This is a genomic window from Actinoplanes sp. NPDC051475, from assembly GCF_040689425.1.
Taxonomy (GTDB): domain Bacteria; phylum Actinomycetota; class Actinomycetes; order Mycobacteriales; family Micromonosporaceae; genus Actinoplanes.
In genome coordinates, this window is record NZ_JBFAZZ010000006.1 from 130621 (window position 1) to 154616 (window position 23996).

The window sequence follows — 23996 nt, forward strand, 5'->3', positions numbered from 1 at the left end:
GCGCTCGCCCATACGCCGTACGGTAGCAGCCATACACCGTATGGCTGAGGAGGTACCGTCCGTGCCCGCTCCGATACCCGCACCGCGCGGGCTGCCGATCGTCGGCAATGGACTGCAGATCCCCGTCGAGGGCACCCACCGGTTCTTCGCCGACCTCGCCGCGCAGCATCCGGGCGGCATCTACCGGCTCAACTTCAACGGCCGGCACGTCCTCATGGTCTACGACCCCGACCTGGCCGCCGAGGTCTGCGACGAGAGCCGCTTCTACAAGCCGATCGACCCGCCCCTCATCCACGTACGCGACTTCGCCGGCGACGGGCTCTTCACCGCCCGCGAGGACGAGGAGAGCTGGGGGCAGGCGCACCGGATCCTGCTGCCCGCGTTCAGCCAGCGGTCCATGAAGGCGTACTACCCGCAGATGCTCGAGGTGGCCCGGGCCCTCGTCCGGCACTGGGAGAACCGCACCGAGGTCGACGTCACCGGCGACATGACCCGGCTGACCCTCGACACGATCGCGCTCACCGGCTTCGGACACGCGTTCCGTTCCTTCGAGCAGCCCGAGCTGCACCCGTTCCTGCAGGCCATGGGCCGGGCGCTGACCGAGGCCATGGACCGCACCCGGCAGCTGCCACTGGTCACCGGGCTCAAGAAGAAGGCCGACGCGGCGTTCCGGGCCGACATCGCCCTGATGCAGGAGCTGGTCGACGAGGTCATCCGCTCGCGCCGCGCGACCGGGACGAAGTCGCAGGACCTGCTTGGCCTGATGCTGGAGGCCGCCGACCCGGTCACCGGCGGCCGGCTGTCCGACGCGAACATCCGCAACCAGGTGCTGACGTTCCTCATCGCCGGCCACGAGACCACCAGCGGCACGCTCTCCTTCGCGCTGCACCTGCTGATGCGCAACCCGCACGTGCTGGCCCAGGCGTACGCGGAGGTGGACCGGATGCTGCCCGGCGACACCGTGCCGACGTACGACACGATCATGCGGCTGGACGTCATCCCGCGGATCCTCGAGGAGACGCTGCGGCTGCTCTCCCCCATCCCCGGCTTCGGGCTGAAGGCGCGCGAGGACACGGTCATCGGCGGCAGGTACCCCGTGGCCCGCAACCAGAAGGTGGGGCTTCTGCTCAAGCCCCTGCACACCGACCCGCAGGCGTGGCCCGACCCGCTGGCCTTCGACATCGACCGCTGGCTGCCCGAACGCAAGGCGGCGCACCATCCGCACGCGTACAAGCCGTTCGGCAACGGGGAACGGGCCTGCATCGGGCGCCAGTTCGCCCTCACCGAGGCGCGGCTCGCCCTCGCGATGATCCTCCAGCGCTTCGCGATCTCCGACCCGCAGGGCCACCAGCTGCGGATCAAGCAGACTCTGACCATCAAGCCGGACGGCCTCACCCTGCGGGTGCGGCCCCGGCACCAGCACGAGCGGCTCTCCGTCACGGCCGGCCCGGAGAGCGCGCCCCTGCCGTCGGCGGCCGAGGTCGCGGCCGCGGGCGTACGGATGCGCGTCGCGTACGGCTCGAACCTGGGGACCTCCGAGGACCTCGCCCAGCAGCTCGCCGACCGGGCCCGCCGCTCCGGCTTCGACGTCACCGTGCAGAGCCTCGACGAGCTGGCCGGCGACCTGCCCGCCGACGGCCTGCTGGCAGTCGTGACCTCCAGCTACAACGGCAAGGCGCCGGACAACGCCCAGCGGTTCGACGCCCTCGAGATCCCGGCCGGCGTGCTCACCGGCGTACGGTATGCGGTCCTGGGGAACGGCAACACGCAGTGGGCGACCTACCAGGCGTTCCCGAAACGGGTCGACGCGGCGCTCGCCGCGGGCGGCGCGACGGCGGTCGTGCCGCGCGGCGAGACGGACGCGGCCGGCGACTTCGACGGCATGGCCACCGCCTGGCTCGACCGGCTCTGGGCCGCCCTCGCGGAGGCCTACGGCGCCGGCACCGGCGACACCCCGGCGGGCGAGCGTTACGCCGTCGAGGTGCTCGGCGAGGACCAGGTGCGGCCCGCGGTCGTGTCGGCACAGGCGTACCCGATGACCGTGGTGTCGGTGGACGAGCTGGTCAGCGACCCGGCCGGGCTCTGGGACTTCCGCGTCGAGGCGCCGCGCCCGGGCGTCAAGGCCGTCACCGTGCGCCTGCCCGAGGGCATCGAATACCACGCGGGCGACCACCTCGCGGTCTACGCGAAGAACGATCCCGAGCTCGTCGCGTGGGCGCTGGACTGCCTGCGCATGCCCCGCGACCGGGTGATCCGGCTGCGCCAGGACGGCGACCGCCCGACCTCGCTGCCGATCGGCGTCCCGGTGACGACGGAACTGCTGCTCACCGAGTTCGTGGAACTCCAGGAGCCGGCCACCCGGCACCAGCTGGCCGTGCTCGCCGAGCACACCACGTGCCCCTGGACCACGGGGCAGCTGCGCCAGTGGACCGGGGACACCGACGAGGCCCGGCAGGCCTACGCCGACGAGATCCTCGCCAAGCGCGTCTCCGTGCTCGGCCTGCTCGAACGCTTCCCTGCGATCGAGCTGCCGTTCGGCGTCTTCCTGTCGCTGGCCGGCACGATCCGGCCCCGGTTCTACTCGATCTCGTCGTCGCCGGTCCTGGACCGGGGCCTGGTCACCCTGACGGTCGGGCTCGTGGACGGGCCCGCCCTGGCCGGCCGCGGCCGCTACCGCGGGATGTGCTCGCGGTACCTGGCCCGGCTGCGGCCCGGCGACACCTGCTACGGCCACGTCCGCGTACCGGCACCCGCGTTCCGGCCGCCGGCCGACCCGCGAACCCCGGTGATCCTCATCGGACCGGGTACGGGCTTCGCCCCGCTGCGCGCCTTCCTCCAGGAACGGGCACTGCAGCCGGACCGCGGCCCGGCGAAGCTGTTCTACGGCTGCCGTCATCCCCAGCACGACTGGCTGTACGCCGACGAGATGCGCGACTGGGCGGAGTCCGGCGTGGTCGACCTGCACCTGGCGTTCTCGGCGGTGCCCGGCCACCCGTACCGCTTCGTCCAGGACGCGCTGGCCGCCGCCGGCGACGAGGTGTGGGACCTGATCGAGGCCGACGGCCACGTCTATCTGTGCGGAGACGGCGCCCGGATGGCCCCCGCGGTCCGCGCGGAGCTGGCGGCCCTGCACCGGCGCCGGACCGGCGGAACAGCCGATCAGGCCGACGAGTGGCTGCGCGCGCTGGAGTCCGACGGCCGCTACCAGCAGGACGTGTTCGCCTGACGGACCGGCCGCATGGTCACTGCGGACCATGCGGCCGTCCGGGGCCGATCAGGCGGCGAACGCTATCGGTACGCCGTGCTCGTCGGTCAGCGCCAGCCGGGTGTGCAGGTTGCCCTGCTCCGCCACCCGGGCGAAATACTCGGTGCGGCGACGCTGAAGGCAGCCCTTGCGCGTACGCGGGCCCCCCGCGGCCACCGTCAGCAGCTCCGGCGCCAGCGAACTGTTCAGCCCCTCCCGCAGCAGCCGCAACGCCTCGGTGCGCAGCTGGGAGATCCGGGACTCGGTCACCCCCAGCTCGGCGGCCACCTCGCTGAGCGGCTGCTCCTGCAGGAACGACTGGGTGACGACCATGCGCAGCCGCTCCGGCAGCGCCTGGATCGCCTGATGCAGGTAGCCGAGGCGTTCCCGCTTGATCAGCAGGTCCTCGGGCCCCTCGGAGAGTTCCGGCACCATCTCCTCGGCCGCGCCCGTGGGGAACCCCTGGAGGCTGAGCAGGGCCGCCTTCTGCACGTCGTCCTCGACGGCGGCGAGTTCAGCCACCCCGATACCGAGCATCTCGGCGACCTCGGCCTCGGTCGGGGTACGCCCCAGCGCGGCCGTGAGCTCCTGACGGGCTTGCGAGGTCTTGCGGGCCCGGGCGCGTACGGAACGACTGGCCCAGTCCTGCCCCCGCAGCTCGTCGAGCAGCGCACCCCGGATCCGCACGGCGGCGAACCGGTGGAACGGAATCCCGCGGCTCGGATCGAAGGAGCGGGCGGCACCGAGGAGCGCGGCGAACCCGGCCGACGACAAATCGTCGGAGTGGACATGGCCGGGCACGCGGTTGAGCAGCTCCCGGACCAGATGGCCCACCATCGGCATGTGTTCGCGGACGAGGTCCTCGATGGCGCGCGCGGACGGCGCGTCGTGGGTCGTGCCGATGGCGGCGGGGAGTTCGGTCGTGGCGGTCACGTAGTCCTCCTCGCTCGTACAGGGCCGGTAGTTGAACCGGCCGATGAGGAAGACATTTGCGGCCGACGGGTGCAGTGGTGGCCGAACTCGGTTGCTTTTATGGAGTTTTTTCATGAAAAGGCTCAGGTGCATGGAGGCGTACCCGCCCCAAGACTCAGATTGGTCGACTCGGCCGGCTCGGCGGCTCGGCGGTCCGGCCGGCTCAGCGGCTCAGCCGGCTCAGCGGCCGGCTGGACGGTCCGGCGCCCGGCTGGACGGTCAGGCGGCGGGCTCGGCGGGCGGCGGTCTGGGCCGGCGTCGAGCAGCGGCGCTTCGAACCTCGACCGCCGGAGGCGTCCCGGCGGGCCCTTACGAGTCCCCGGGCGCCGGCCCCGGCGGTGCGAGCCGATTGCCGGGCAGTCCCGGCACAATACGGTCAAAGTGCCCGCGGTGTTGAGGGCGCAAACCTCGCCCGAGGCGATTTCATGACCGGTTCTCGCCCGCAGCGTTCATGCGCGCAGGCCTCGCCCACAGCGGTCGCGTCGTGCGGCTCGCCCACAGCGGTCGCGTCGTGCGGCCGGGCCAACGACGGCCTTGCCTGGCGCGGGCTCACTGCCGGCGCCGACGGCCCTCAAAGCGGGCCTGAAGCTTCCGGTTGTAGCTCAGCTGGCGAAGTGCGGCCTGCGCTGAGGCGCCATCACGTTACGGAGCTCCTGGCGGACCCAGTGCATCCGGCGGACCGCCACCTCCGGGTGGTCACCGAACTCCTCCGCCACGCCCGCCGCGCACCCGTCGCTGCCGTGGCGCAGGATCATGGCGGTGACCGCCTCTTCCACCGCCTTGCGGCTCGGGCACTCGGACGGCTGGAGATGGGAGACGAACAGTGCCTCCGCAGCCAGTTCCTGAACGGTGCTGATCATGTCGGACTCCCCGATGTACGACGACTTGCTCGAGATCCAGCTAACGCTCGCGGCGGTGCGGTCCAGGCCCGCCCAGGTTGCGGGCCGGTATCAACCATCTTCCTCGCGAGTGCCACGCCGGCCCGCAGGCACGCCGAGACGGTTTTCACCGTTTTCGGCTCCGCGCGTCTCCAGCGGCCGCCCCGTCCGTCCCGGGCAGCGCGTCCCGACCGGGAACGAATATGCCTGCCGGCATCCTTTTCGACTGTAACGCGCAGCCAGGCGGCCGACCGCTACTCCGGTCGACCGCCTGGCGGTTAAGCGCGTTCTATCCGATTTCTGACGGAGGATCGTCCTGATCCGCGGGATTCGGCGCCGGTTCAGTCCGTCGTTCTCGGATCCCTATCCGAATTCCCCGGGCGGATCGTCATGATCCACGGGGTCCGCCGGCTGCGACTCCATCGGCGGCGGCGACGTGGACTCCGAAGTCTCCACGGGCGCAGGCGACGACGAGGAGGACGCCGGTGTCGTCGGGGGCTCGGGGGCCGGGGCGTCGTCATCGTCCTGGTCGTCGGTGTCCGGCGGCGGGTCGATGATGGGCACCCCGGACGGCGGCGGGGAGCCGGGGGGCGGGCTGCCCGTACCCCCGGTGACCGGCACCGGCACGACCACGCCGCTCGGGTCGATGGAGATGCCGGGCACCGGGGTGTCCCGGGTCGGCACCGGGCCCAGGCGCAACGTGCCGTTGGTCAGGTGCTCGACCGGCCGCGACGGCTCGCCGGGCTTCGGCGACACGAAGGTCTCGCAGGTCTGCCCGTCGAGCTGGAACACCATCGGGGCGGCGTTGCTGGCCTTGTAGCGACCGGTGAACTGCATGGTCTCGGTCGCCTGCGGGTTCAGCGTCTTGCCGGTGTCCACGGTGACGGCGCGGGCCCGCTGGTCGAGCTTGAGCTTGCCGTTGCCGGAGACCACCTGGTCGCCCGGCATGAGGAACCAGAGCTTCCAGTTCCGGACCGCCTTGATGTCGCGATTGGCGATCGTGACGGCCGCCTTGAACCGGCCGCCGTCGTCGGACCAGACCGCGTAGCTGACCACGCACTTGTTGGCGCTCACCAGCTGGGTGGGCTGCGGACCCACGGCATTGGGCACGACCGTACGCGGGGAGCCGTCGCTCTGGGCGAGCGCCCAGGCGCCGCCGCCGACCACCAGCGCGGCCGAGCCGGCGGCGATGATCAGAGCGCGGCGCTTCGTCGTGCCCGGCCGGCCACTGGGCCGGGACGCACCGGCGGGCGGGGCACCCGGAGGACGCTGGGTGGGGGGTCCGCCGGCCGCGCGGGACGGCGGCGCACCGGCCTCGTCGGCCCGCGCCGGAGACCCGGCCGGACCGGCGCCGAACGCCGGGCGAAGTGCGAGGCCGTCGGCACCCGAGCCGGCCGCGTCGGCCGGGCCATGCCCGTCGACCCCGGCTCCCGGACCATGACCACCGGCGAAGGCACCCGGGCCATGGCCGCCGGCGAAGGCAGCCGGGCCATGACCAGCGGGAACGGCGTCCGGGCCGCGACCACCAGCGGGGCCGCGACCACCGGCGCCGGGCGCGGCGGGGCCGGAAGGCGCCGGCGCCGCGGGCGGAACCGGGCCGAAGCGGCTGTTCCGGCCACCGCGCTGCGGCGGCGCCAACGGGGTGACGGGAGCGCTGTTCGCGGCCGGCTGCCCCTGCGCACCGACCGCGGCTTCGACCTCGCCGACCGAGATCGGGTGGGCCGGGTTGCCGGGCGCAGGCGAGACCGGGGCATCGCCGTCCGGTGACAGCTCGGCCAGCCGGGCGACGCCACCGCCGGCAGCAGCCGCCGAAGCGTAGTCACCGGCGACCGCGTGGCCACCGGCAGCCGCGAGTCCGCCCGCCGCCGCGAGGCCACCGGCGGCCGCGTGGCCGGCTGCGACCGCGGGGCCGGCGGCCGGCGGGGTGGTAGCCGAGCCCGGGACGGACGCGACGCCGCGGCCGGGCGGCCCGGAGTCGGCGACCCGGGCGTGACCCGGGCGGAGCCGGCCGAGGCCGTCCGTGTACGACCGCGCCGTCGGCAGGATCGTGGTGTCCTCGCCGTTGTCCGCCCAGTCCGGCACGAAGGCGCGCGCCGCCGGCACCCCGGCCGACACGGTGCCCAGCACGTGGGCGAGTTCGGCGCTGGACGGGCGGTCGGCCGGCCGCTTCTCCAGGCACCGGGCGATCAGCGCCGAGACGGCGGCCGGCAGGCCCTCGACCGGCGGCATCGGCTCCGGCTCGGTGTACTGGTGGGCGCGCAGCAGCGCCGTCGTGGTGCCGACGTCCCACGGGAGCTGGCCGATGAGGGTGCGGTAGATCAGCAGGCCGACCGCGTACACGTCGGTGGCCGGGCTGACCTGGCCGCCCTCGAGGCGTTCCGGCGCGAGGTAGGCCGGGGTGCCGAGCAGGCTGCCGTCCGGGTCGATGTCGTTCTCGCCGATCAGGGCCGAGATGCCGAAGTCCACGACCTTGGCGCCCGCCGGCGTGAGCATGACGTTGGCCGGGGTCACGTCGCGGTGCACGATGCCGCGGGCATGCGCGGCGGCAAGAGCCGCAGAGACCTCGGAGCAGATGCGTACGGCCGCGGGCCAGGGCAGGCGCCGGGCGCGGGCCAGGACGGCGGCCAGCGACTCGCCGTCGACCAGCTCCATCACGACGTACGGGACCGGCTCGCCGTCGACGGTGGTGGCCTCGCCGTAGTCGTACACATTGGTGATGTGCGGGTGGCTCAGCCGCGCGGCCGCCTGGGCCTCCGCTCGCAGGCGCCGCCGGAAGGAGGGGTCGGCGCTCGTCGACGGTGGCAGCACCTTGACCGCCACCTGCCGTCCGAGGACCTCGTCGAAGCCTCTCCACACCACTGACATGCCGCCGGCGCCGAGCCGCTCGACCAGTCGGTAGCGACCGGCCAGCAGACTCGAACCGGGCAGGTCCGTCGTGCTCATGTGCCCCCACATGCGCGATCGGATGAAACACCGGGAGCACACCGCCATGTGTCCAGGCGCCGGGGCGGTTCCCGGTCCGCTGTCCGGACCGAGCGTTCCCCATCGACGGCGAGGATCGTAGCCGACATACGGCCTCCGCCTCGACTGATCGAGGGCGTGGATGACCTGCGGCTCGTCACCGTCCGTTTCGCACCATGCGCCAGCGGTGTGCATCGGCGCGCGGGCGCGAAATCCCTGGTCACGGGCGAATAGATGATCGTGGTGGGCGGTCGGCGCCGTTATTGACCGCTTTCGTCGGAACTTGCGGGTATCCCCCGATGGGGGCGCATCTACAAGGGAATCTGCACGTGCAGTGGCTCTTGCATGACGCTGCGGTGACATTGGACCGTTCGCGGGCCTTGCTCACGCACCGTGCTCGGGGTTCCTTGCCGAAAGGCAATGACCTGCGTCACCCTGCCCGATCGGATGAATATGGGCCAACGATCATGCTTTATTGGTCACGCTCACCGGAACGTGGGACAAACCGGGTCAGCTCGGTCAGGTCGCCGGCCGCCTTGCGGAGAACTCCCCGTCGATCACCCGGCCGCCGCATCGAGGACCCCGGGCCGCGTGATGCCGGACAGGGCGACCGGCGCGGGCCGCAGACCGCCGACCGGCGGCGTCCCGACCGCTACGGCGCCCAGCTCCTCGAGGTGACTCAGCATCGGGGCCAGCTTCTCGTAGAGGACGAGCACTACGTCGCCCGGCGCGGCGATGCGCAGCGCCTCGTCCACGGCCGTCCGGTAATTGTCCGCCCGTACCGCGCGCAGGTTCGGCCGACGGCCCCGCATCTCGCGCTCGACCAGGGCCGGCACCTCGCCGGGTTCGCGGTCGCGCAGGTCCTCGTCGTCGTAGAGCACCGCCCGGGTCACGCCGTCCGCGATCACCTGCGCCGACGCGGCGAGCAGATCGTCGCGCCGGTCGCCCGGCAGCGTCACCGCCGCGACGCAGCGGTCGCGTCCATAGAGGCGTTCGAGGGTACGCAGCACCGCGGCGAGCGCCGCCGGGTTGTGCGCGTAGTCGACGAAGAGCGTGACGTCGCCGAGGCGCAGTACGGTGCCCCGGCCGGGGTTGTGCACCCGCGGCTCGAAGTCCAGCAGGCGCTCGGTCACCGTGTCGGCCGGGGCGCCCAGCGCGCGGGCGGTGGCGATGGCGGCGAGGGCGTTGACGGCCGCGTACGGCGCCGCGCCCCCGAACGTCCCGGGCACCTCGGCGATCCGCAGCAACGGCGTACGCCGGGCCCCGGTCGCCTGCACCAGCCAGCCGTCCTGCAGCAGGTACGCCGCACCGCCGCGAGCCAGGTGATGCGCGAGCACCGGCTGGTGCGGGTCGGTGCCGACCCAGACGATGCGCTTGCGGTCCGCGCGTACCCGGGGTCGCTCGGCCAGGCTGCGCACCCATGGGTCGTCGGCGTTGAGCACGAGCGTGCCGCCGTCCCGGACGCGCTCGGCCACCAGCGCCTTGACGTGCGCGATGTCCTCGATCGACTCCAGCCCGTCCTGGCCGAGGTGGTCGGCGGTGATGTTGGTGACCACGCCCACGTCGCTCCAGTCGTACCCGAGTCCGCGACGCAGCGCGCCCCCGCGCGCGGTCTCCAGGACCGCCGCCTGAACCAGCGGGTCGCCGAGCACCATCTGGGCCGAGCGCGGTCCGGTGGCGTCGCCGCGGTAGACCGTCCGGCCGTCCAGCGAGACCCCGTCGGTGGTGGTCAGCCCGACCCGCAGGCCGCTGCCCGCGAGCAGGTACGCCGCCATCCGCGCCACCGACGTCTTGCCGTTGGTCCCGGTGACGGCCGCGACCGGGATGCGCCCGTCGGAACCCCCGGGGAACATGGCGCGCACGATCGCGTCGCCCACGTCGCGCGAGCGGCCCTGGACCGGCGCGAGATGCATCCGCAGCCCGGGCACGGCGTTCACCTCGATGACGCCGGCGGTGATCTCGTCGGGGTCGCCGGTGGGCGGTACCGGCGCCGCGATGTCCGGCAGCCGCAGGTCGATGCCGGCGACGTCGAGCCCGACCAGCGCGGCGACCCGCAGGCAGAGCCGCGCCACGTCGGGGTGCAGGCGGTCGGTGACGTCGCGGCCGGTGCCCCCGGAGGAGAGGTTCGCGTTGTCCCGCAGCCACACCGTGCTTCCGGCGGCCGGCACGGTGTCGAGGGTGCAGTCCTGGCGGGCCAGCACGGCGTCGGTGAGGTCGTCGAGGGTGATCCGGGTCAGCACCCGGGAGTGGCCCGCGCCGCGCCTCGGGTCCGCGTTCGTGCGGGCCACGAGTTCCGCGACCGTGCTCTCGCCGTCGCCGACGACGTGCGCCGGGATCCGCTCGGCGACGGCCACCACCTCACCCGCCACGACCAGGACCCGGTAGTCACGCCCGGGCAGCTGCCGTTCCACGACCACGTCGCCGCCGGCCGCCGCGCAGGCCGCCTCGACCTCCGCACGGGTACGCAGGTTCAGCGCCACGTGTTCGCCCTGGCGCCCGCACCGCGGCTTGACCACGACGGGCGCCCCCAGCTCGGCCAGCAGGCGTACGGCTTCCTCGGGTCCGCGCGCCGCGCCGCCGGGTGCGACCGGGATGCCGGCGTCGTTCAGCAGCCGGCGGGTGACCTGCTTGTCGGCGGCGATGTCGATGCCCACCCCGCCGGTCCGGTCGGTCATCGCCGCCCAGGCCAGCCGGCGGCGGGTGCCCCAGCCGAGACGCAACAGGCTCAGGTCGCCGTACCGTTCGACCGGGATGCCGCGGCGCCGGGCCGCCGTGATGATCGCCGTGGTGCTGGGGCCGGTGGCCTCCCGCTCGGCCAGCTCGGTCAGGACGGTCAGCCGTTCCCGCAGTTCGGCCGCGGTGACCGGCGCGTTGGCGACCACCCTGGTGACCAGCTCGACGGCCGCCTCCAGCAACCTGCCGGGCAGGGTCGACTCCGGCGACTCGTCCCGGGGGCACTCCACGATCAGGTCGTAGATCCCGGGCTCCCCGGCCGATACGGTACGCCCGAAGCTGACGTCCCGCCCGATCCGCTGCGACAACTCGATCATGACGTGCTCGGTCACGTGCCCGAAGTAGGTGCCGCCGCGCATCCGGCTCACGAAGCCGCCCGGGACGCCGGCCGCGCAGTGGTGCTCGGCGAGCCCCGGCAGCGCCCGCAGCAGCCGCTCGGGGAACCCCGCGATGTCGCTGGTCTCCCGCCCGGTGAGGTCGTCGAGGTGCAGCCGGGCGACCACCGCGGGCCGGGACAGGTGGACGTTGGGGCCGCGCAGGTGACGCAGGCTGAGAATCTTCATCGTGCGGGTCCCCGTTCCCCGGAGGCCCCGTCGGCGATCGAGGGGCGGCGACTGGACAGTTCGAAGGTGCTTCCCGCGGGAAGCACGTGGATGCGCGCGCCGGTGAGCGCGATGGGACCCTGGGCCGGCACCCGGATGTCGCTGGCACCACCGGCGTCGACGACCGTGACCGCGCCCGAGCCGAGCACCTCGAAGCGGTCGTCGGCGGCGAGGATCGCGGTGTCCTCGTCGATGCCGAGACCCAGCTCGTGCGGGTAGAGCGCGATGGCGGTGAGCAGCCGGTTGAGCCGGCCCCGCTCGGCGAAGTGCATGTCGATCACCACGCCGGGCAGGAACTCGAGGCCGGGACCGGTCCGCACCGCGGCCCGGGTCACGCCGGGGGCGGCGCCGCCGAGGATCATCGTCCCGGACATCATGGCGGCGCCGGCGCTGGTGCCGCCGAGCACGATGGCGCCGCCCTGCACGAGCCGCTGCAGGGCCGAGTCGGTCAGGGTGCCGCCGAGGACGGTGGTGAGCCGCGTCTGGTCGCCGCCGGTGAAGAACACCCCGGTGGCGGTCGCAAGGGCGGGCACGACGGCGGGGTCGTTGGCCTCGCCCCGGGTCGTGATCCGCAGCCCGCGGACCTTTCCGGCGCCCAGGCCGGTGAAGAGCCGCGCGTACTCGGCCTCCAGGACCTCCGGCTCCCCGCTGGCCGTCGCGATGACCGCGATGTCGGCCGCGGGTCCGCCGGCCATCTCGACGAAGCGGTGCAGGATGGCCGTCCCGCCGGTGCCATGGCGCTCGGCGCCACCGATGATCAGCAATCGGGCCGGCACGCTGCACCTCCTCCGGGCGCCGCTGCTACGGACCCGTCGCCGGCAGGATCGCCGGGGGCGTTGCGGCGGCCCGTCGCCGGCCGTGGACCGGGGAAGGCGCTGCGGGGAAGCGGCTCAGCTATGAGGTTAAACGGAACAAATCCGAAACATCTGGCTAATCCGGTGAGTCGGCTTCTCCGCGAACCCGGCCGGGAAGAAGGTGGCTGGCGGCCGGCGAATCAGCGGCGGCGGGCTCCGGGGCCGGGGCGTGGGACGACGTCGCGGTACTCCGCCACGGGGTGGCCGTCCGCGCAACGCAGCTCGATGTGGATCTCCGCGCCGCACTCCCGGTGGGTCATCATCAGCGGCGGGCCCTCCGGCTCGGCGAGGTAGCGGTCACCCCACTCCTTCAGCGCGACCAGCACCGGGTAGAGGTCGAAGCCCTTGCCGGTCAGGCGGTACTCGTGGCGTACCCGGGCGCCGGGCTCCTGGTACGGCTCGCGGCGCAGCACGCCGTGGGAGACGAGCGAGGCCAGCCGGTTGGTCAGCACCTGCCGGGGGATGCCGGTGCGCTCGCGCATGTCGGCGAAGCGCCGTACGCCGTTGAACACCTCCCGCAGCACGACGAAGGTCCATTTCTCGCCGAGCACCTCCATGGAACGGCCGATCGTGCAGGTCTCGATGGACCAGTCCAGGGCCTCGGGGCGCACTGTGGTGGGGGTCATAACCACAGAGGCTAGGTCTCATTGACAGACACAGCAAGCGGGTGAAAGCCTGCGTCCATGACGCAGACTCAGAGTCCGGCCCGATCGCGCACCATCGAGTGGACCGACCCGGCTCAGCACGCGAGTCAGCTCGGCCGCCGCTCCGGCCTCGAGCTGCTGAGCGCCATGGCCGCCGGCGAACTGCCCGCTCCCCCGGTCATGCACCTGATCGACATGGTCGGCATGGACGTGACCGAGGGCAGCGTCACGGTCTACCTCGAGCCGCAGGAGTTCCACTACAACCCGCTCGGCACCGTGCACGGCGGCGTGATCTCCACGCTGCTGGACACCGCCGCCGCCTGCTCCGTGCACTCGACGCTGCCTGCCGGGGTCGGCTACACCAGCCTCGACCTCACCGTGAAGTTCCTGCGCCCGGTGACGGTGGCGTCCGGCCGCCTCAAGACCACCGGCTCGGTGCTGCAGCGCGGCCGGCGTACGGCGCTGGCCGAGGCCCGGATGACGGACAGCGCCGGCCGGCTCGTCGCGCACGCCACCTCGAGCTGCATGATCTTCGAGGTGCCGGGCGCGTGAGGCGCGGCTAACCCGCGGCGATCATCGGGTGCAGGTCGTCCGCCGGCGGGGCCCAGGTCGCGGCGTCCGCCTCGACCTGCTCGCCCGAGCGGATGTCCTTGATGGTGTCCGGCTCGCCGTCCGCGCCGGGGAACCACACGTACGGGATCCCGCGCCGCTCGGCGAAGCGGATCTGCTTGCCGAACTTGGCCGCCGAGGGCGCGACCTCGGTGCTGATCCGGCGCGCCCGCAACGCCTGGGCGATCCGGTCACACCGGTCGCGCAGGTCCTCATTGGGCAGTGCGACCACCACGCACGTCGGCACACTGCGCGAGACGGTGAGCGCGTTGTGCCCGAACAGCAGGCCGAGCATCCGGGACACGCCGATCGAGATACCCACGCCGGGGAAGCGCTCGTTGCCCGCGGACGCCAGGTTCTCGTACCGGCCGCCGGAGCAGATCGAGCCGAAGCGCTCGTACCCGCGCAGCTGGGTCTCGTAGACGGTGCCGGTGTAGTAGTCGAGCCCGCGGGCGATCTTCAGCTCGGCCCGGATCAGCCCGGGGGCGTGCTCCGCGGCGGTGTCGACGACCCGGACCAACTCGTCCAGGCCCTCGTCGAGCAGCGGGTTGTCGACCCCCAGCGCGCGCACGGCGTCCACGAAGGACGCGTCCTCCGCCGAGATCTCCGCCAGCTTCAGGCATGCCGCGGCCTGGGCGTCGGTCGCGCCTGCCGTCTCCACCAGCAGGGCGGCGACCTTCTCCGGGCCGATCTTGTCGAGCCGGTCCACGGTACGCAGAACCTGGTCCGGATCCTCCAGGCCGAGCCCGCGGTAGAAGCCCTCGCACACCTTGCGGTTGTTGACCAGGATCGTGGCCGGCGGGATCGGCAGCGACCGGAACGCGTCCCCGATGACCAGGGGCATCTCGGTGTCGTAGTGGAACGGCAGCGTGTCCCGGTCGACCACGTCGATGTCGGCCTGCAGGAACTCCCGGTAGCGGCCCTCCTGCGGGCGTTCGCCGCGCCAGACCTTCTGGATCTGGTAGCGCCGGAACGGGAACTGGAGCTTGCCGCTGTTCTCCAGCACGAAGCGGGCGAACGGCACGGTCAGGTCGAAGTGCAGGCCGAGGGCGTCGTCGCCGCCCCCCGAGGCCGGGTCCTCCTGGAGGCGGCGCAGGACGTACACCTCCTTGGAGGTCTCACCCTTGCGCAGCAACTGGTCCATCGGCTCGACGGCGCGGGTCTCGAGCGGCGCGAAGCCGTACAGCTCGAAGGTGGCGCGGATCTTCTCGATGACGTTCTGCTCGATCATCCGCTGGGCGGGCAGCCACTCCGGGAAACCGGAGATGGGCGTGGGCTTGCTCATGGTGCTGGTTCTCCTAGCGAGGTCTAGAGGCCTCGGCTGGGCGCTCCGGTCAGCTCCCGCAGGTACGGGTTGACCGAGCGCTCGCGGCCGATCGTCGTCTCGGGTCCGTGGCCGGGCAGCACGACGGTGTCGTCGGCCAGCGGCAGGATCTTCTCCCGCAGGCTGGTCAGCATCGTCTCGGTGCTGCCGCCCGGCAGGTCGGTGCGTCCGATGGAGCCGGCGAAGAGAACGTCGCCGGAGAGGCAGATCTGGTCCGCCTCCCACGACGTGCCCGCGCCGGGCAGCCGGAACAGCACCGACCCGCCGGTATGGCCGGGCGCATGGTCGACGGTGATCTCCAGTCCGGCAAGGCTCAGCGTGGAACCGTCGGTGAGCTCCGCGACGTCCTCCGGCTCGGAGTAGGTGAACCGGCCGCCGAACAGCTCGTCCAGGCTCACCCCCAGGCCCTTGCCCGGGTCGGCGAGCAGCTCACGGTCCGCGGGGTGCACGTACGCGGTGATGCCGCGGGCGCCACAGACCGGCGCGACGGAGAACGTGTGGTCGAGGTGGCCGTGGGTCAGCAGCACCGCGGCCGGGTGCAGCCGGTGCTGCGCGAGCACTTCGTCGAGCCGGTTCAGCACGCCGACGCCCGGATCGACCACCACACACTGCTCCCCCGGGCCCGCGGCCACGACGTAGCAGTTGGTGCCGAAGGCATCGGCCGGAAAGCCGGTGACGAGCACTCCGCACCCCTCTCTAGCTGTCGCATCCCCCCGAAAGCCTAGCCGGACGCACCGTACACACCGGCACGCAACCTCGCACACCACTTTCTCAGGCGCTACCCGTACACTCTTGCGGGCGTGTGGCGTGGCGCACGGAGTGCGCAAGGTGAGGAAGGAAGCCCTAGGTGGTCTCCAGCAAGGATCGGGCGCGGAAACTGGCGCGGGAGAAGCTTGATCGCCAGTTGGCCCGGCGGGCCGTCAGGGAACGCAGGCGGAGGCAGATCCAGGCCGGTCTCGGCGCGGCCGTCGCCCTGATCCTCATCGTGGGCGGCATAGCCTGGCTCGGCGGCGCGTTCGACAGCGACGACACGAAGACGGACGCCGCGGACTCCGACGTCTGCGCGTGGACGACGCAGAACGCCGAGAGCAACAAGAGCCTCAAGGACGTCGGCGAGCCGCCCACCTCCGGCATCCCCACCGAGGGCACCCGGCCGATGACGATCACCACCGACAAGGGCGCGCCCATCGTGGTGGCCCTCGACCTGGTGAGCGCGCCGTGCAGCGCCGCCGACCTGTCCTACCTCGCGGGCAAGCAGTTCTACGACAACACCACCTGCCACGAGATCACGACCGAGGGCGCGATCCGCTGCGGCGACCCCAGCGGTACGGGGCAGGGCGGCCCGACGTACAGCGTCTACAACGAGAACGTGCCGCCGGCCCCGGAGCCGACGCCCAGTGCCTCGTCCGCGCCGGCCAAGGCGCCCACGGCCGCCCCGCTGTACCCGAAGGGCACGGTGGCCCTCATCGGCGACCCGCCCGGCACCAACGGCAGCCAGTTCCTCATCTTCTTCAAGGACTTCACGCCCAAGGGTGAGCCGGAGTACCCGATCGTCGGCAAGGTCACCGGCGGCATGGACACGGTGGCGGCGATCGGCAAGATCGCGACCGTGGCCAACGACGCGGGCGACAAGGTGAAGCCCAAGGACAAGATCACCGTCCGGAGCATCACCGTCGGCGCGCCCGGCACCGTCCCCACCACGACCCCGCCGGCCGCGGCATCGTCCGCCGCACCCTCGGCGTCCAGCCAGTCCTGAGCTTTCCTTCAGCAGCATCCCACCCGACCGCAGCCCCTCACCGCACGCAGGCATATCAGGAGGAACACCGTGTCGACGATCAAGGACCGGCAGCGCGCTGCGGCGCGGGCCCGCCTGGAGAAGGAGATGGCCGAGCGGGCCGCCGCCGCGAAGAAGCGCCGGCAGCGCCAGGCCATCATCGGCTCGGCCCTCGCAGTCGTGGTGATCGCCGGCGCGGCGGTCTGGATCGTGGCCGCCCTCGGCAACGACGACGACAAGGGCACCCCGGCCGCCGCCCCGCCGCCGGCCGGCACCGTGGCGTGCAACTGGATCCCGGAGGACGGCAGCAGCGGCGGCAAGATCAAGGACACCGGCGGCCTGCCCCCGAACAACGTGCCGAACACCGGCAAGAGCACGCTGACCATGGACACCAACCTGGGCGCCATCACGGCGACGGTGGACCTCTCGAAGGCCCCCTGCACCGGTGCGGCCTTCACCTACCTGGCCGGCAAGAAGTTCTGGGACAACACCAAGTGCCACCGGCTCACCACCGAGAGCATCAAGGTGCTGCAGTGCGGCGACCCCTCGGCGTCGGGCAAGGGCTACCGCGACACCGACGGTCAGGGCGGCCCGAACTTCAAGTACCCGGAGGAGAACCTCCCGACCAACGCGAAGCCGACCTACCCCAAGGGCACGATCGCGATGGCCAAGACGCAGGCTCCCAGCACCACGGGCAGCCAGTTCTTCATCGTGTACGCGGACACCGACCTCCCCGCGGACTACACGGTGCTGGGCACGATCACCAAGGGTCTGGACATCGTGGACGGTGTGGCCAAGGCGGGCAGTGACAACGCCAACGGCAAGGGCGACGGCCACCCGAAGAAGGAAGTCGACATCAAGACGCTGACGATGGCCGCGGCCTAGTCACCTGGAACAAGGAGAAGGGCGGGCCCTCGCGGGTCCGCCCTTCTTTTCGTCTCCTCAGGCGCCCGACGTCACCCGGTAGGCGTCGAAGACGCCGTCCACCTTGCGCACGGCGGCCACCAGGTGTCCCAGGTGCTTCGGGTCGGCCATCTCGAACGTGAAGCGGCTGACCGCGACCCGGTCCCGCGTCGTCGTGACCGTCGCCGACAGGATGTTGACCCGCTCCTCGGAGAGCACCCGGGTCACGTCCGCCAGCAGCTTGTGCCGGTCGAGCGCCTCCACCTGGATCGCCACCAGGAACGTCGACGCCGAGGTCGGCTTCCAGCTCACCTCCACCACGCGTTCGCTCTGCTCGCGCAGGTCCTCGGCGTTGGCGCAGTCCTCGCGGTGCACGCTCACCCCGCCGGAGCGGGTGACGAACCCGAACACCGCGTCGCCCGGCACCGGGGTGCAGCAGCGGGCGAGCTTCACCCACACGTCGCTGACGTCCTTGACGACGACACCGGGATCGTTGGCGGTGCTGCGGTTGCGCGGCGGGCGGGTCGCGACGGCGGTCTCGGCGATGTCCTCGACCGCGCCCTCCTCGCCGCCGAAGCCGGCGACGAGCTTCTGCACGACCGACTGCGCCGAGACGGTGCTCTCGCCGACGGCCGCGTACAGCGAGGAGACGTCGGCCAGGTGCAGGTCGCGGGCGATGGTCGTGAGGTTGTCGCTGGTCAGCATGCGCTGCAGGGGCAGGCCCTGCTTGCGCATCGCCTTGACGATCGCCTCCTTGCCGGCCTCGATCGCCTCCTCGCGGCGCTCCTTGTTGAAGTACTGGCGGATCTTCGTCCGCGCCCGCGGGCTCTTGACGAAGCCGAGCCAGTCCTGCGTCGGGCCGGCCGTCGCGGACTTCGACGTGAAGATCTCGATGACGTCGCCGTTGGACAGCGTCGACTCCAGCGGCACCAGTTTGCCGTTGACTCGTGCGCCGATCGTCTTGTGGCCCACCTCGGTGTGCACCGCGTACGCGAAGTCCACCGGCGTCGAACCGGTCGGCAGCGGGATGACGTCGCCCTTGGGCGTGAAGACGTACACCTCCTGGCTGGACAGGTCGAAGCGCAGCGCGTCCAGGAACTCGCTGGGGTCGCTCGCCTCACGCTGCCAGTCGAGCAGCTGGCGCAGCCACGTCATCTCGTCGATGTGCGCCGGCGGCCCCACGATCGTGGCGCCCTTCTGCTCCTTGTACTTCCAGTGCGCGGCGATGCCGAACTCCGCCGTGCGGTGCATGGCGAAGGTCCGGATCTGCATCTCGACCGGCTTGCCGGTCGGGCCGATGACCGTCGTGTGCAACGACTGGTACATGTTGAACTTCGGCATCGCGATGTAGTCCTTGAACCGGCCCGGCACAGGCTGCCAGTTGGCGTGGATCACCCCCAGCGCCGCGTAGCAGTCGCGGACCGTGTCGACCAGGATCCGCACGCCGACCAGGTCGTAGATGTCGTTGAAGTCGCGGCCCCGCACGATCATCTTCTGGTAGATCGAATACAGGTGCTTGGGCCGCCCGGTGGTCTCGGCCTTGATCTTCGCCGACTTGAGGTCGAGGCTCACCCGGTTGGTCACCTGCCGCAGCAGCGCCTCCCGCTGCGGCTGGTGCTCGCCGATCAGCCGGTTGATCTCCTCGAACCGCTTCGGGAACAGCGTGCCGAAGGCCAGGTCCTCGAGCTCCCACTTGATCGTGTTCATACCGAGGCGGTGGGCCAGCGGCGCGAGAATCTCCAGCGTCTCCTTGGCCTTCTGCTCCTGCTTGGGGCGGGGCAGGAAGGTCAGGGTGCGCATGTTGTGCAGCCGGTCCGCCAGCTTGATGACCAGCACCCGCGGGTCCTTGGCCATCGCGACGACCATCTTGCGGATCGTCTCGGCCTTGGCGGCGTCGCCGAGCTTGACCCGGTCGAGCTTCGTCACGCCGTCGACGAGGAGTGCGACCTCGCCGCCGAAGTCGGCGCGCATCTGGTCCAGGCCGTAGTCGGTGTCCTCGATGGTGTCGTGCAGCAGCGCGGCCACCAGCGTGGTGGTGTCCATCCCCAGGTTCGCCAGGATCGTCGCGACCGCGAGCGGATGGGTGATGTACGGGTCGCCGGACTTGCGGTACTGCCCCGAGTGCCAGCGCGCGGCCACGTCGAAGGCACGCTGCAACGCCCGCCCGTCGGCCTTGGGGTGGCTGGCCCGGTGCGTGGCGATCAGCGGCTCGAGCACCTCGCTGACCTGGGTGCTCTGCCACGGCGCGTTGAACCGCGCCAGGCGGGCCCGCACGCGGCGGCCGGTCGGGGCGCTGGCCAGGCCGAACCCGCCGGCGGTGTCGTCGCCGGGCGCCAGCGGTTGGGTCGCCTCGGCGTCGGCCGGGGGCGCCGCACCGTCGCCCTGCTCTTTCCCGCCGGCCGCCGGAGCGTCCTTCGGGCTCGCTGTCGGGGCACGGGACGGCTTCTCACCCGCGGCCACCCCGTCGGCAGGGGCCGCGCCGGGCTTGACCGGTGAAGCTGCGTCGGGCTTGGCCGCCGTCGCCGAGTCGCTCGGCGGCGTGGAAGCCCTGGTCGCGTCGGTCGGCTGCACCGTGCCCTCCGTCGGAGGGGCGACGTCGCTGGACACCGGCCTCCTCACGTCGCTACTGCTCACCTGACTGGAAACGCCATCCTACCCGCCTGGGGTTCCCCGATGGCCCGGCCCGAGAGTCCGAAAGACTTCCGCCAGGGCGGACGAAAGGTATCAAACGGTCAGCAGGGCATGCACCGTACGCGACATCAGGCGCTTCCGCCCCTCCAGGAACCCCAGCTCCATGACCACCGTGAAGCCGGAGATCGTGCCACCTGCCCGTTCGACGAGGTCCAAAGCCGCCCCGGCGGTCCCCCCGGTGGCGAGCACGTCATCGACCACCAGCACCCGCTGCCCGGCGCCGAACGCGTCGCGGTGCACCTCCAGGGTCGCCTCGCCGTACTCGAGCGCGTACGAGGCAGAGAACGTGTCCCGGGGCAGCTTGCCGGCCTTGCGGATCGGCACCACACCCGTGCCGGTCGCGTACGCGATGGCCGCGGCGAGCACGAACCCGCGCGCCTCGATGCCGGCCACGACGTCGAACGAGTCCGCGCCGTAGTGGGCCACGATCCCGTCGACGACCTCGCGGAACGCCCGCCCGTCGGCGAACAGCGGCGTCAGGTCCTTGAAGACGATGCCGGGCTTCGGGAAGTCGGGCACGTCCAGGACCTGAGCGGCGACCAGCGCGGCGACCTCGGGGCCGCTGTCCCCGCGTACCTGTGCAGCAGTATCCGTCACGCGGCACAGCCTAGGACAGGCCCCGGACACGGCGACGGCCCGCCACCGAGGTGGCGGGCCGTCCCACGATGCTCAGCGGCGCTTCTGGCCGCCGCTCGGGCGGTTGCCGGCGCCACCGCCACGGTTGCTGCCGCGCTTGCCCGCCGGGCGGGCACCCGGGCGCGGAGACGCGCCCGGCGTGGTGCCGGCCAGCGCCGGAACCTCGTCGGAGGCGGTCGCCTCGGGCGTCCGGGCCCGCTCGCCGCGGGCGACGTCGCCGGAGCGCCCCGTCCGGCGCGCCAGTACCCGGGCGGTGTGCGCCTTGATCCGCGGCTCCTGGTCCTTGAGCGCGGCCAGCATCGGCGACGCGAACACGATGGACGACAGCACGCCCAGGCCCATGCCGACGAAGAGGACCAGACCGAGGTCCTTGAGCGTGCCGGCGCCGAGCAGACCCGCGCCGATGAACAGCAGGCCGCCGACGGGCAGCAGCGCCACGAGACCGGTGTTGATCGAACGCATCAGGGTCTGGTTGACCGCGAGGTTCGTGGCCTCGCTGTACGTCCTCGTGCTGCCGGCCGTGATGCCGCGGGTGTTCTCCTGCACCTTGTCGAACACCACGACGACGTCGTACAGCGAGAAACCGAGGATGGTGAGGAAGCCGATGACCGTGGACGGGGTCACCTCGAAGCCGACCAGCGAATAGACGCCGGCCGTCAGCACGAGGTCGAGCAGCAGCGACGACACCGCCGCGACCGCCATCCGCCACTCGAACCGGATCACCAGATAGCCGAGCACCAGCACCAGGAAGATGCCGAGGCCGAGCAGCGCCTGCTGGGTGACCTGGCCGCCCCAGGCCGCGGACACCCGGTCGTCACTGATCTTCCCGGCGGGTACGCCCAGGTCCTTGACGAGGGCGGCCTTCACGTCGTTGGCCTCGTCCTGCTTCAGCGCCGCGGTCCGGACGCTGTAGGTCTCGGTGCCCCCGGAGCCGACCTTCTGCGCCGCGCCGACGTTCGCCTTGTCGGCGACGCCCGCGGTGGTCACCGCCTTCTCCACGGCGTCGTGCGCGCGCTCGGCGCTGCCCACGCTCGCCGGCAACACGAACTGCGTGCCGCCGGAGAACTCGATGCCGAGATGGAAGCCACGGATCAGGAAGCTGCCGATGGCCAGGACCACCAGCGCACCGGCGATGGCGAACCACATCTTGCGGCGGCCGACGATGTTGAGGTTCGCCTCGCCCATGTAGAGGCGTTCGGCAAGGCCCTTGGCCATGTCAGGCCTCCTTCTCGGTCGGGGTCCGCTTCAGGGCGCGGCCGAGGCCGCTGACCCGCGGCGACAGGAACGCCTTCGTGTTCGCGAACATCGTCATGATCGGGTGGCGGAACAGGAACACCACGAGGAGGTCCAGGACCGTGGAGAGGCCCAGCGCGAACGCGAAGCCCCGCACCGCGCCGATCGACACGATGTACAGCACCAAGGCCGCCATGATGGTGATGGTGTTGGCGGAGATGATGGTACGCCGCGCCCGGGCCCACGCCCTCGGTACGGCGCTACGCGCGCTGCGCCCCTCGTGGATCTCGTCCTTGAGACGTTCGAAGTAGATGACGAACGAGTCGGCTGCCACACCGAGGGACACGATGAAGCCGGCGATGCCCGCGAGCGTCAGCGTGAAGCCCGTGGTGCGGCCGAGCACGACCAGCGCGCCGAACGTCAGCAGGCCGGACAGCAGCAGGCTCAGGAAGATCACGGAGCCCAGCAGGCGGTAGTAGAAGAACGCGTAGATCGCCACCAGGCCCATGCCGATAGCGGCGGCGATGAGGCCCGCCTGCAGCTGCGCGATGCCCAGCGTCGCGGAGACGGTCTGGGTGGTGCTCGGCTCGAAGGTGACCGGCAGCGCGCCGTACTTGATCTGGTCGGCGAGCTCCCGGGCCGAGACGGCGGTGAACTGGCCGGTGATCTGCGACTGGCCGCTGAGCACGCCCTGGATCTCCGGCGCCGAGATGACCTCCTTGTCGAGGACCACGGCCACCAGGCAGTGCGTTGCACCCGTCGACAGCGCCTGGGCCGCGGTCAGACAGGTGTCGTTGGCGGCCGGCTGGAACGCCTCGCGCGTCAGCTCCGTCCACTTGCCCTGGCCGGTGCTGGAGAAGTCGAGGGAGACGACCCACTGCCCCTGCTGCTGGTCCAGCTGCGGCGACGCGGTGTCGATGTCCGTGCCGACGACCTTGGCGACGTCGAGGTACACCTTCGCGCCGCCCTGGCAGGCGACGACCTTGGACTTCTCGTCGTCGATCGCGCCGGCCGGCCGCTTGTCGAGCTGGTCGCAGCTGATCGTCGGGACGTTGAACTGCATCTCCGGGGTCAACGCGTTGACCTCGTCGCCGCTGAGCGTGCTGAACGCCTTGTACGGCAGCCCGGCCTTGATGTCGGTGGACAGGTCCACCGGCCCGGTGAGCTTCCCGGCGGCGGCCCACGCCGCGGCCCCGACCTTCTTCTCGATCGCGGCGCGCTGCTCCTTGACGTCCGCCGAGACCGGTGCGGACGGCGCCGGCGCCGGGGCGGTGGACGGTGCCGCGGCCGGGGCGGAGGCGCTGGCGCTCGGCGCGGGAGCCCGCTCGCCGCCGCCCTGGCCGCCGGACGAGGCCGACGGGGCGGCGCTGCCGGTGACGGCCGGCGCCTTGGCGCCGGCCGAGGCGCTCGGCTTCGGTGCCGCACTGCCGCTGGGGGCCGCGCTCGGCGTGGCCGCCGGCGGGTTGACCGCCACGGCCGCCGTGTCGCCGGTCGCCTTGAGGACCTTGCGGAAGCGCATCTGCGCGGCCTGGCCGACGTTCTTCAGCTGGTCGTTCGCCTCACCGGCGACGGACACCACGATGTTGCGGCTGCCCTCGATGACGACCTCGGCCTCGGCGACGCCCAGCGCGTTGACCCGCTGGTCGATGATCTTCCGAGACTCCTCCATGCTCTCCCGGTTCGGCGCCTGACCGTTGGCCAGCGAGGCGACGTACGTCGCCTGGGTGCCGCCGACCAGGTCGAGGCCGAGCTTCGGGTGGAGCCGGTCCTGGTATCCGAGCCCCTTGGTCCCGGGCCCCCAGAACACCAGCGCGTAGAGGATCGCGAAGAGGAGACCGAGCACGGCGAGTTGCCGCCCGGGATGCGGTTGTCCCTGTGGTGGTCGTGCCACGACTGTCGATCTCCTCGTGCTGAGAGCTGCCGCGGGAGCGCGGCCGC

At 72.0% G+C, this 23996-nt stretch carries 16 protein-coding genes and 1 pseudogene; 4 read left to right on the forward strand and 13 right to left on the reverse strand.

Features of this window, described 5'->3' with window-relative positions:
- The first annotated feature begins 61 nt into the window (after positions 1 to 61).
- Positions 62 to 3226, forward strand: coding sequence for a cytochrome P450 (locus tag AB0368_RS14465; RefSeq protein ID WP_366154319.1), 3165 nt, complete (start codon positions 62 to 64; stop codon positions 3224 to 3226).
- 48 nt (positions 3227 to 3274) lie between these two features.
- On the opposite strand, the gene AB0368_RS14470 is transcribed toward AB0368_RS14465, so the two are convergent.
- The 7 genes and pseudogenes from AB0368_RS14470 to AB0368_RS14500 form a co-directional block, all read right to left on the reverse strand.
- Entirely contained in the window at positions 3275 to 4177 is a 903-nt protein-coding gene (locus AB0368_RS14470) for a sigma-70 family RNA polymerase sigma factor (RefSeq protein ID WP_366154320.1), read from the reverse strand.
- Between the two features lie 641 nt (positions 4178 to 4818).
- Positions 4819 to 5076, reverse strand: a complete 258-nt coding sequence (locus AB0368_RS14475; protein ID WP_366154321.1) for a hypothetical protein — start codon at positions 5074 to 5076, stop codon at positions 4819 to 4821.
- Between the two features lie 381 nt (positions 5077 to 5457).
- Entirely contained in the window at positions 5458 to 6261 is an 804-nt protein-coding gene (locus tag AB0368_RS14480) for a cellulose binding domain-containing protein (protein WP_366154583.1), read from the reverse strand.
- An 843-nt stretch (positions 6262 to 7104) separates the two neighbouring features.
- Positions 7105 to 8049 (reverse strand): annotated as a pseudogene (locus tag AB0368_RS14485) (serine/threonine-protein kinase); the annotation flags it as partial.
- Positions 8050 to 8612: 563 nt separating this feature from the next.
- Complete coding sequence (gene cphA, locus AB0368_RS14490; protein WP_366154322.1) at positions 8613 to 11351, reverse strand: cyanophycin synthetase; 2739 nt, start codon at positions 11349 to 11351, stop codon at positions 8613 to 8615.
- Positions 11348 to 12166, reverse strand: coding sequence for a cyanophycinase (locus AB0368_RS14495; RefSeq protein ID WP_366154323.1), 819 nt, complete (start codon positions 12164 to 12166; stop codon positions 11348 to 11350). The genes cphA and AB0368_RS14495 overlap by 4 nt, the downstream gene beginning before the upstream one ends.
- 218 nt (positions 12167 to 12384) lie before the next feature.
- A complete protein-coding gene (locus tag AB0368_RS14500) occupies positions 12385 to 12870 on the reverse strand; it encodes a helix-turn-helix domain-containing protein (RefSeq protein WP_366154324.1) in 486 nt (161 codons plus the stop codon).
- A gap of 57 nt (positions 12871 to 12927) precedes the next feature.
- On the opposite strand from AB0368_RS14500, the gene AB0368_RS14505 reads away from it, so the two are divergent.
- A complete protein-coding gene (locus AB0368_RS14505; protein ID WP_366154325.1) occupies positions 12928 to 13440 on the forward strand; it encodes a PaaI family thioesterase in 513 nt (170 codons plus the stop codon).
- Positions 13441 to 13447: 7 nt separating this feature from the next.
- Here the strand turns inward: AB0368_RS14505 and hisS are convergent, their stop codons facing one another.
- Positions 13448 to 14782 carry a histidine--tRNA ligase gene (hisS, locus tag AB0368_RS14510; RefSeq protein WP_366154326.1) on the reverse strand — a complete coding sequence of 445 codons (1335 nt, stop codon included), beginning with the start codon at positions 14780 to 14782 and terminating at the stop codon, positions 13448 to 13450.
- Between the two features lie 23 nt (positions 14783 to 14805).
- A complete protein-coding gene (locus AB0368_RS14515; protein ID WP_366154327.1) occupies positions 14806 to 15504 on the reverse strand; it encodes an MBL fold metallo-hydrolase in 699 nt (232 codons plus the stop codon).
- Between the two features lie 164 nt (positions 15505 to 15668).
- Between AB0368_RS14515 and AB0368_RS14520 the strand changes: the two genes are divergently transcribed.
- Both AB0368_RS14520 and AB0368_RS14525 read left to right on the forward strand, forming a co-directional pair.
- Complete coding sequence (locus AB0368_RS14520; RefSeq protein ID WP_366154328.1) at positions 15669 to 16577, forward strand: peptidylprolyl isomerase; 909 nt, start codon at positions 15669 to 15671, stop codon at positions 16575 to 16577.
- A gap of 69 nt (positions 16578 to 16646) precedes the next feature.
- Entirely contained in the window at positions 16647 to 17480 is an 834-nt protein-coding gene (locus AB0368_RS14525; protein ID WP_366154329.1) for a peptidylprolyl isomerase, read from the forward strand.
- A gap of 57 nt (positions 17481 to 17537) precedes the next feature.
- On the opposite strand, the gene AB0368_RS14530 is transcribed toward AB0368_RS14525, so the two are convergent.
- The 4 genes from AB0368_RS14530 to secD form a co-directional block, all read right to left on the reverse strand.
- Entirely contained in the window at positions 17538 to 20105 is a 2568-nt protein-coding gene (locus AB0368_RS14530; RefSeq protein ID WP_366154330.1) for a RelA/SpoT family protein, read from the reverse strand.
- A gap of 117 nt (positions 20106 to 20222) precedes the next feature.
- Positions 20223 to 20786, reverse strand: a complete 564-nt coding sequence (locus AB0368_RS14535; RefSeq protein WP_366154331.1) for an adenine phosphoribosyltransferase — start codon at positions 20784 to 20786, stop codon at positions 20223 to 20225.
- 72 nt (positions 20787 to 20858) lie between these two features.
- On the reverse strand, positions 20859 to 22040 hold the full coding sequence (secF, locus tag AB0368_RS14540) for a protein translocase subunit SecF (RefSeq protein WP_366154332.1): 1182 nt from the start codon (positions 22038 to 22040) through the stop codon (positions 20859 to 20861).
- A 1-nt stretch (position 22041) separates the two neighbouring features.
- Positions 22042 to 23949: a protein translocase subunit SecD gene (secD, locus tag AB0368_RS14545; protein ID WP_366154333.1), complete on the reverse strand. Its 1908-nt coding sequence runs from the start codon at positions 23947 to 23949 to the stop codon at positions 22042 to 22044.
- Positions 23950 to 23996: the final 47 nt, after the last annotated feature.

What these genes read in the sequence shown, in the direction of transcription:
- AB0368_RS14475 (WP_366154321.1), bottom strand. Translation starts at nt 5,076, where the DNA reads ATGATCAGCACCGTTCAGGAACTGGCTGCGGAGGCACTGTTCGTCTCC.
- cphA (WP_366154322.1), bottom strand. Translation starts at nt 11,351, where the DNA reads ATGAAGATTCTCAGCCTGCGTCACCTGCGCGGCCCCAACGTCCACCTG.
- AB0368_RS14500 (WP_366154324.1), bottom strand. Translation starts at nt 12,870, where the DNA reads ATGACCCCCACCACAGTGCGCCCCGAGGCCCTGGACTGGTCCATCGAG.
- AB0368_RS14505 (WP_366154325.1), top strand. Translation starts at nt 12,928, where the DNA reads ATGACGCAGACTCAGAGTCCGGCCCGATCGCGCACCATCGAGTGGACC.
- hisS (WP_366154326.1), bottom strand. Translation starts at nt 14,782, where the DNA reads ATGAGCAAGCCCACGCCCATCTCCGGTTTCCCGGAGTGGCTGCCCGCC.
- secF (WP_366154332.1), bottom strand. Translation starts at nt 22,040, where the DNA reads ATGGCCAAGGGCCTTGCCGAACGCCTCTACATGGGCGAGGCGAACCTC.